Annotated in this window: 10 protein-coding genes and 2 tRNA genes; all 12 read right to left on the bottom strand. The window is 52.9% G+C overall.

Going from position 1 to position 8,748, the window contains the following annotated elements:
- Nucleotides 1-213: 213 nt before the first annotated feature.
- The 12 genes from groL to HMPREF3201_RS04775 all read right to left on the bottom strand — a co-directional run bounded on the left by groL (nucleotide 214) and on the right by HMPREF3201_RS04775 (nucleotide 8,714).
- Complete coding sequence (groL, locus tag HMPREF3201_RS04830) at nucleotides 214-1,842, bottom strand: chaperonin GroEL (RefSeq protein WP_044503119.1); 1,629 nt, start codon at nucleotides 1,840-1,842, stop codon at nucleotides 214-216.
- A 42-nt stretch (nucleotides 1,843-1,884) separates the two neighbouring features.
- Nucleotides 1,885-2,166, bottom strand: a complete 282-nt coding sequence (gene groES, locus HMPREF3201_RS04825; protein WP_044503120.1) for a co-chaperone GroES — start codon at nucleotides 2,164-2,166, stop codon at nucleotides 1,885-1,887.
- 136 nt (nucleotides 2,167-2,302) lie between these two features.
- Entirely contained in the window at nucleotides 2,303-2,893 is a 591-nt protein-coding gene (locus HMPREF3201_RS04820; RefSeq protein ID WP_062411999.1) for an ANTAR domain-containing response regulator, read from the bottom strand.
- A 3-nt stretch (nucleotides 2,894-2,896) separates the two neighbouring features.
- Nucleotides 2,897-4,309 (bottom strand): histidine kinase N-terminal domain-containing protein, encoded by a 1,413-nt coding sequence (locus tag HMPREF3201_RS04815; protein ID WP_062411998.1) that lies wholly within the window; start codon nucleotides 4,307-4,309, stop codon nucleotides 2,897-2,899.
- Between the two features lie 28 nt (nucleotides 4,310-4,337).
- Nucleotides 4,338-5,348: a tRNA (adenosine(37)-N6)-threonylcarbamoyltransferase complex transferase subunit TsaD gene (gene tsaD, locus HMPREF3201_RS04810; RefSeq protein ID WP_062411997.1), complete on the bottom strand. Its 1,011-nt coding sequence runs from the start codon at nucleotides 5,346-5,348 to the stop codon at nucleotides 4,338-4,340.
- 15 nt (nucleotides 5,349-5,363) lie between these two features.
- The gene (gene rimI / locus HMPREF3201_RS04805) at nucleotides 5,364-5,837 is read right to left on the bottom strand and encodes a ribosomal protein S18-alanine N-acetyltransferase (RefSeq protein WP_062411996.1); all 474 of its coding nucleotides are present in this window, start codon (nucleotides 5,835-5,837) and stop codon (nucleotides 5,364-5,366) included.
- Nucleotides 5,828-6,538, bottom strand: coding sequence for a tRNA (adenosine(37)-N6)-threonylcarbamoyltransferase complex dimerization subunit type 1 TsaB (tsaB, locus tag HMPREF3201_RS04800; RefSeq protein ID WP_062411995.1), 711 nt, complete (start codon nucleotides 6,536-6,538; stop codon nucleotides 5,828-5,830). The genes rimI and tsaB overlap by 10 nt, the downstream gene beginning before the upstream one ends.
- A complete protein-coding gene (gene tsaE, locus HMPREF3201_RS04795) occupies nucleotides 6,522-6,992 on the bottom strand; it encodes a tRNA (adenosine(37)-N6)-threonylcarbamoyltransferase complex ATPase subunit type 1 TsaE (RefSeq protein ID WP_062411994.1) in 471 nt (156 codons plus the stop codon). The genes tsaB and tsaE overlap by 17 nt, the downstream gene beginning before the upstream one ends.
- Nucleotides 6,993-6,995: 3 nt before the next feature.
- On the bottom strand, nucleotides 6,996-7,979 hold the full coding sequence (thiL, locus tag HMPREF3201_RS04790) for a thiamine-phosphate kinase (RefSeq protein WP_062411993.1): 984 nt from the start codon (nucleotides 7,977-7,979) through the stop codon (nucleotides 6,996-6,998).
- Nucleotides 7,980-7,997: 18 nt separating this feature from the next.
- The gene (locus HMPREF3201_RS04785) at nucleotides 7,998-8,405 is read right to left on the bottom strand and encodes a hypothetical protein (RefSeq protein ID WP_062411992.1); all 408 of its coding nucleotides are present in this window, start codon (nucleotides 8,403-8,405) and stop codon (nucleotides 7,998-8,000) included.
- Nucleotides 8,406-8,524: 119 nt separating this feature from the next.
- Nucleotides 8,525-8,601: transfer RNA gene (locus HMPREF3201_RS04780), tRNA-Arg, on the bottom strand.
- 37 nt (nucleotides 8,602-8,638) lie between these two features.
- Nucleotides 8,639-8,714, bottom strand: a tRNA-Trp gene (locus HMPREF3201_RS04775).
- Nucleotides 8,715-8,748: the final 34 nt, after the last annotated feature.

Here is an 8,748-nt window from a genome sequence, read left to right as displayed (position 1 = left end):
CTTTCCTTTTAATGTAATAGTGGCTTGGACACCTCTATTATACTGGAAAGGTGATTTTTTTGTATAACTATTGGAACACACCCGCATAGCGGGTGGTTTATTGTTTCGCAGGCGTTGCCAGCTCAACAGGGTAAACCCCATAAAAAAAGAAACCTACCATAAGGTAGGTTTCTTTAAGGAGAGTATAGTTATTAGCTTATACCGGGCAAGATCTTACATCATGCCGGGCATGCCGCCCATACCAGCCGGTGCTGCCGGAGCTGCCGGAGCCGGTTCCGGTTTGTCAGCAACCAAGGTTTCCGTCGTCAGGACGAGAGCTGCGATGGAAGCTGCATTCTGAAGAGCCGTACGGGTTACTTTAGCCGGATCGACGATACCAGCTTTAACCATGTCGACGTATTCTTCTTTGAGGGCATTGAAGCCGACACCGTCTTCAGAGGCTTTGACCTGAGCGACGATGACCGAACCTTCGAGGCCGGCGTTTTCAGCGATCTGACGGAGCGGAGCTTCAACAGCGCGTTTGACGAGGTTGATACCAGTCTGAATGTCGCCTTCTTCTTTGAATTCGTCGAGGGCCGGGAGGATATCGATAAGGGTCGTGCCGCCGCCGGATACGATACCTTCTTCAACAGCTGCGCGAGTAGCGTTGAGAGCATCTTCGAGGCGATATTTCTTATCTTTCAATTCAACTTCCGTAGCTGCGCCGACTTCGATGACAGCAACACCGCCGGACATCTTAGCCAAACGTTCCTGGAGTTTTTCTTTATCGAAATCAGACGTCGTGTCAGCGATCTGAGATTTGATTTGAGCGACACGTTCTTTGATGGCCTGAGCATCGCCGTGGCCTTCAACGATCGTCGTTTCGTCTTTGGTTACGCGGACCTGGCGGGCCGTGCCGAGGTCTTCCATGGTAACGCTGTCGAGTTTACGGCCGACATCTTCGGTGATGACCGTAGCACCCGTAAGGGTTGCAATATCCTGAAGCATAGCCTTGCGGCGGTCGCCGAAGCCAGGAGCCTTAACAGCAACGGCTTTGAAGGTGCCGCGGAGGCGGTTGACAACCAAGGTTGCCAGAGCTTCGCCTTCAACATCTTCAGCGATGATGAGCAATTCTTTGCCGGACTGAACGACTTTTTCGAGAACCGGGAGCATTTCCTGGATCGAAGCGATCTTGCGGTCGGTGATGAGGATGTACGGTTCGCTCATGACAGCTTCCATCTTATCCGGGTCGGATACCATGTACGGGGAGATATAGCCGCGGTCGAACTGCATGCCTTCGACGACGGAGAGCTGCGTGCCCATGGTCTTCGATTCTTCAACGGTGATGACGCCGTCTTTGCCGACTTTTTCCATAGCGTCAGCGATGAGGCCGCCGACTTCTTCGTCACCGGCAGAAATAGAAGCTACCTGAGCGATAGAAGCTTTGTCGGATACGGGGATCGAACGTTTTTTGATTTCTTCGACGAGTTTAGCCGTCGCTTTTTCGATACCGCGTTTGAGGATCATCGGGTTGGCACCGGCAGCGACGTTACGCATGCCTTCTTCGATCATAGCCTGAGCCAGGATCGTAGCCGTCGTCGTGCCGTCACCAGCTACGTCGTTGGTTTTGGTAGCGACTTCTTTAACGAGCTGAGCGCCCATGTTTTCAAAGGGATCTTCCAATTCGATATCGCGGGCGATGGTAACACCGTCGTTGGTAATCGTCGGAGCCCCGAATTTTTTATCGAGAACGACGTTGCGGCCTTTAGGCCCCAAGGTAACTTTTACGGCATTGGCCAAAGCGTCGACGCCTTTGCCGAGAGCACGACGTGCATCTTCATTGAACAAAATCTGTTTTGCCATCTTTAACACACTCCTATATGAAAAGTCAGTAGTTTTAATTTATTAGATAATAGCCAGAATGTCGCGTTCGCTGACGATTAAATAGTCCGTGCCTTCGAATTTGACTTCCGTACCAGCATATTTCGAGAAAATGATTTTATCGCCAACTTTAACATCCAATGCAAGGCGTTTCCCGTCATCCAGAAGCTTGCCCGAACCAACGGCGATGACTTCACCCTGACTCGGTTTTTCTTTAGCGGTGTCCGGTAAAAAGATACCGCTTGCAGTTTTTTCTTCTTGTTCCAATACGCGGATAACGACGCGATCTCCTAACGGTTTTAACATTGTATATTCCTCCTTAGACGTAAGTTGCTAGTCTTTATCAGCACTCTTTCCTTCTGAGTGCTAACTTACAATATATATATTAGCCATTAAAGGTGAAAAAGTCAAGGCTTGGGCCTCAACTTTTTCTTTAATGGCTTTATTTTTTTTGACCTTTTATCTTTTCCGCCCCGGCAATGACCGATTCAGCCACTGTTTTCAAGGGTTTGCGGTTCTTCATGCTGTATTGCTGCAGCCGCCGATAAGCTTCGTCTTCAGAAATATGGTATAAGTCCATGAGGCATCCCTTAGCCCGATCGACGGCTTTACGGGTTTCAATCCGGTCGTTCATTTCTTCCAGCTGCCTAGCCGCTTCCCGCTGGCGGGCAAACTGGGCGATGGCAATTTCAATGGCCGGAAAGAGGTTGACCGGGCTAACCGGTTTTACCAGGTAGCCGAGAACGCCGGAATCTTTGGCCTTATCGACCATGTCGTCCTGACTGTAGGCCGTCAGGAGCAGGACCGGCGCCAAGCCTTCATGGCCGATCATCCGGGCCGCATGGATCCCGTCCAGGCGCGGCATCTTGATGTCCAATAAGACGATGTCCGGCTTTTCCTTACGCACCAATTCCAGTGCTTCCAGCCCGTCTGCCGCTTCACCGACGACGGTGTGGCCGGCATCTTCCAGCATTTCACATAAATCCATCCGAATAATCGATTCATCGTCCCCTATTACAATGCGATATCCCATGGTTCAGTCTCCCCTCTTTGACAATGGAAAGCGAATGGCAGCCGCGGTCCCCTGCGGGTTTGCCTTGGAAAAAGCAATCGATCCGTGCAGATCCTTTTCGATCAGCGTTTGGACGATGGCCATGCCGAGATGTTTGCGATTTCGTTCCTTCTCGGTCTGATCCATGCCGACACCGTCGTCACAGACGGTGATGACACAGGTTTCGCCTTCACAGCGGATATCGATGGAAATCACGCCTTCAGACCTTCCTTTAAACCCGTGGATGATGGCGTTGGTAATGAGTTCATTGAGGATCAGGGCCAGGGAGGTGACGACGTCGGAAGAAAGCATCAGCTTCTGACCGGAAAACTTCGTCTCGACACGGCATTCCTTGCTGACCAGGCTGTGGGCCAGGAGATTGAGCAATTTCTGGGCGACGTCGGACAGATTGATGTTTTCATCATCGTCATAGGACAAGGTCTCATGAACCAGGGCAATGCTCAAAATCCGATTCAGGCTTTCCTTTAAGACTTCCTGCGCTTCGTCGCTTGTCGTACGCCGCATCTGCATCCGCAGCAGGCTGGCAATGGTCTGCAAATTATTTTTGACCCGGTGGTGGATTTCCTTGATGACCGACGTCTTGACCATCAATTCCGCTTCTTTTCGGTGGAGTTCCGTCCGTTCGGTCAAGATGGAAATGACGCGGCGCACCTTGCCGCGCTGCAGAATGGGAATGACCCGCCGCGATACGACGGCGTCGCCGACGGTGATATCGTCGGCCAATCCGTTGGCTGCGGCCAGGACCTGCTTGCCGCCGGTCACATCGAGGCGGGTATTATAGATATTGGTGCCCGTAATGATGCCGTGCTGGCCGCACATGTGGAGGATGCTGTCGGCCATGTCGTCGGCATAGATGACGATGCCGTTGCAGTTGACCAGAACGACGCCGTCCTGGATCGATAAGGGCCGGTACATGGAATGAAAATCCATGGGTACTTGGAGGGACAGGAACGCCGTTTCCGTCAACAACTCGCGGTTATCCTCTACGACGCCGACAAAGGCGATAACGGCAATGGTGATGCCGCCGTTATCGACAAAAGGATAAGCCACAATAGGCGCCGTGCGGCCGTATTCGATTTCCTTTTCCCCATGCATGGCCTTCCCATCTTGAAAGACCTGGTAATTGAGAGGTTCTTCATAATGGGAAAAGACGGTCCCCGGTTCGGCCAGTTCATTTTGCCGCCCCTTCTGCAAGAGCGGCGTCCGGTGGGCAGCCAATACCAGCGTCCCCTTACGCTGGCCGGGCACGTAGACGAAGAGTTCGCGGTGCGACAAGTCGCTGGCAAACTGCAGCAGCTCTTCACTATTTTGTAAAATATGGATCTGGACCGGCGACAGCGTACTGGCTGTCCGGCAAATCGGTGCAAGGGCCGTCATAGCAATCCCCCCATTCCGGCCGCAAAGATTATTCCCCGGTAATCGGCAGCGCCGGTTTGGCATTGAGGGTCAAATCGGCAAAACGGCCGGCCTGGGCCATATAGTAAGCCCGGCAGCCGATCATGGCTCCGTTGTCAGTACAAAGGATCGGATCCGGTCGGTAAAAGGCGTAGCCTTTTTTCTCGCAGGCTTCCTGCATGGCATCTGACAGGCAGCCGTTAGCAGAGACGCCGCCGGCCAGGACGATTTTCTTGGCCTTGCTGTACGAGGCCGCATCCATCGTCTTTTCTACCAGGGTTTCGACGACAGTCTTTTGAAAACTGGCAGCGACATCGGCGGCATTATAGGACTCGCCGCGCTGTTCCTGCGTATGGAGATAGTTGAGGACGGCCGATTTCAAGCCGCTGAAGCTGAATTCAAAGTTGTGCCGTTCATGAAGGGCCTTAGGAAATTCAATGGCATCGGGATTTCCGTCTTTAGCCAGCTTTTCGATCTGCGGGCCGCCGGGATAGGGATAGCCCATGACCCGGGCAATCTTATCGAAGGCTTCGCCGGCTGCATCGTCGCGGGTCTGCCCCATGAGTTTAAAAGAGTTATAGTCATTGATCTGAACCAGCTGCGTATGGCCGCCGGAAACGACGAGGGCCAAAAAAGGCGGTTCCAGTTCGGGATGGCTGAGGAAGTTGGCAAAAATATGGCCTTCCATATGGTTGACGCCGACTAAAGGCTTATCGGCTGCAAAACTGATGGCCTTGGCTGCAGCCACGCCGACTAAAAGGGCACCGACCAGGCCCGGTCCGTAGGTGACGCCGATATGGTCGATATCGTCCAAAGAAACCTTCGCTGTATCGAGGGCTTCTTTGATGATGGGCATGACGTATTCGATGTGTTGACGCGAGGCGATTTCCGGTACGACACCGCCGAATTTCCGGTGGATCGGGACCTGCGTCGAAATGATGTTGGAGCGAATATGGCGGCCGTCTTCGATGACAGCAGCCGACGTTTCGTCACAACTGGTTTCAAGTGCTAAGGTATACATAGATTTCATCCTTTTCTATAATAAGTGGCCGGGCCACGGATAATTTTCTTTGGGGCAGTTCATGATATAGGCGTCTTCTACGGGCTGGGAATAATAGCCTTTGCGAAGGGCCACCTTTTCATACCCTAATTTTTCATAGAGGGCAATAGCCGAGGCATTCGACGGCCGTACTTCCAAAAAGACCGTCTGGCAGCCGTCGCGAAAGACGTCTTCCATAGCCGTCCGCAGCAGGGTTTCACCGTATCCCAGGCCTCGGGCTGACGGGTGGACGGCGATATTGGCGAGTTGCCCTTCGTCGGCAATGAGCCACAGGTCGGCATAACCGACAACGGTCCCAGCGTCTGTTTCCAAGACGTAGTAACGGGCCACGCGGTTGTCGAATTCAGCCCGCAGGGATTCATGGGACCAAGGCGACGAAAAAGACGCCTCTTCAATGGCGATGATATCCGGCAAATCCTGAAGCACAGCCCTTCGAATCGTTACTGACATGGTGCGCTGCCGTGCCGTTTTTCCCAAAGGACTTCGGCTTCACTGCGGCGAAGGTACGACGGCGTCAGGGTCATGCAGTCGTCGTAATCACCGGCGGCAAAACGGCTGTTGGCGGCCATGGCTACGCTGCCGGCACGGGGAATGACCATCGTCGGCGGTGCCATGCGGAAAAGGCTGTTTCGCCCTTCGATTTTCCCCCGCCCTTTCAAGGAGCCGTCACCGCAGAATACAACGGGCTGGCCTTCTGCTTCCAAGGTATCCAGTACCTCCGTGAGCGGTGCGATATAGATGTCTTTCTCGGTCAAAAGATTCGTCCGGTCCCAACGGTAGACGCCGGCGTAGACATTGCCCTTTTGGGCATCGATGAGAGTACATACCCGATCGGACGTGCCGACAAAATTATAGGCCAGGCTAATCGGTGTCGTCACGCCGACGATGGGCACATTCCAGGCAAAGGAAAGGCCTTTGGTCGTCGCCAGCCCGATGCGAAGGCCTGTAAAGGACCCGGGACCGATGGAAACGGCAACGCCGTCGATCTGTGATTTAGCAACCGAAGCTTTGACCAGCATATCGGCAATATGGGGCATGAGCTGTTCCGAATGGGTCAGCCGTGCCTGAATCGTAAGTTCAGCTCGCAGGGTGTCGTCATGGAGCAAGGCGACACTCGATACGAGGCTCGATGTTTCAATGGCTAAGAGCATATTTCTGTACCTCATTTTCTATAGACTGCCAGCGGCTTCCGGAAAATTCAAAGTGAAACAGGCGTTCCGTCGGACTCGTCTTTTCAATAGTGACGACAGCCGCATCGTCAGGCAGGCGGTCCGGGAATTTTTCCGACCATTCGATCACCGTGACGCCGCTGTCGAGATAGTCTTCAAATCCCAGATCATCGAGTTCATATTCTTCTTCCAAGCGATAAAAATCGAAGTGTTGGAGAGGAATCGTATTTTCATAGTAATTCAACAGGGTAAAAGTCGGACTGACGACGACGTCGTCAATCCCCATCCCCTTGGCAATGCCTTGGACAAAGTGAGTCTTGCCGGCGCCCAGATCACCGCGCAGGGCAATCGTCTGGCCGTCCTCCAAGAGGGGGCCTAAAAAGGCACCGAGGGCGATGGTTTCGGCCTCTGAGTGCGTTTTAATATCGATGGACATGATTTATCTCCTCTCAAAGTGGTCCCAGCCCTTGGGCAAAAGGACCGACTCTTTACCGTCATGCTGCAGCAGTACCCGGCCATCACCTGCTCGGACAGTACCGATGGGCGTAACGTCCGGATAGGCTTGTTGCAAGGCTTTAAAATCATCGGGCGCCATGGTGAAGACCAATTCGTAGTCTTCGCCGCCGTTAAAGACGAAATTCAACAAGTGTTTCCCCGATTCGGCAGCCCACGCTTGTAGCTCTGAGCTGGTCGGAACGGCACTGCCGTCGATGACCAGTTCAACGCCGCTGGCCTTGGCGATTTCATTGGCTTCGCTAGCCAGGCCGTCGCTGATATCATTCAGGCTGTGGCAGCCGTACTGGACCAGGAGTCGTCCTAATTCGATGCGCGGCACCGGGCATTGATGCGCTTTTTTCAACGATTCGTACCCGTCGTGACCTTGAAGCAGGACGTCGAGGCCGCCGGAAGAATCGCCGACCGTATGGGACACGGCAACGACGTCGCCTTCCTTGGCACCGCTGCGCCGCAAGGCCTTCCCGGCTTCGATTTCACCGAAAGCCGCGACGGTGATGACGGCACCCTCCCGGGACATGACCGTATCGCCGCCGAGGATATTGACTTCATACGCCCGGCAAATATCCTTGATGCCTCGATAGAGTTCGACGACATCGTCGACGTCCATGGACGGGGTCAGGGCCGTCGACAAGACGACCTGGGTCGGCACGGCGCCCATGGCTGCAATATCGCTGAGATTGGACGCCACCGATTTAAAGCCGACATCGTACCAATAGGCCGTCTTGCCGATGATAAAGTGGCTGTCTTGGACCATCGTATCGATGACCGTCACCTGCTGCCAGCCCGGCGTCGTCCGGTAGACGGCACCGTCGTCACCGATGCCGATGACGACATTTTCCGGATGATACAAGGTATTTTCTTTGATAATATCGATTAAGCCGAATTCTCCGACATCTGAAATCTTCATGACAAAACCCCCAGGTCTCTATGCTTCATACGAAATGCCATGATCGTCACACCACGTCTTGGCAATCTTTTCAAATTCCATCTGCTGGAAGGTATACCAATACTGGACGAGACCCATGGCCCGCAGTTCCTGTTCAAGCTGGGCTAAGGACTTACCGGCCTCGATGGAGGCGGCAAAGGTTTCCCGCTGCTTGGCATCCTTCATCATGGGCACAAAGCCTTTGATCATTTCCGGCAGGTTCAAATCGGCCTGTGTCGGCAACTTGAGATAGTCGTCAGGATGAGCCGTCACATCATTATCGGCCGGTGCATTCCCGGGAATTTCAGTTACCAAGGTCAATTTGCCGTCCGTTTTATGTACATAGAATTTAAGGTACGGATTATTTAATTCAAAAGCTTTCAATAAGTCTTCCAGTTGAACTTTCATCGACTACACTTTCCTTTCATCACATACAATGTATTTACTTATTATAGCATGGATGGAACCTTGTCAAAAGGAAAAAAGATTCGTAAAAAAGCCATCAACAAAATGTTGATGGCTTTTAATGGTGACCCGGTAGGGATTCGAACCCTAGACCTACTGATTCGTAGTCAGTCACTCTATCCAGCTGAGCTACCGAGTCATGTGGGAATGAAGGCGAACCTTCATTCCATTTTTTGTGGCAGGGGCAGAAGGAATCGAACCCTCAACCAATGGTTTTGGAGACCACTACTCTACCAGTTGAGCTATACCCCTACAAAAATCAGCGGCTTCCTATCCTCCCAGGGGG

It is taken from the genome of Megasphaera sp. MJR8396C (assembly GCF_001546855.1).
Taxonomy (GTDB): domain Bacteria; phylum Bacillota; class Negativicutes; order Veillonellales; family Megasphaeraceae; genus Megasphaera.
Note: the sequence above shows the minus strand (reverse complement) of the source record. Positions and strands in the feature narration are given on the sequence as shown.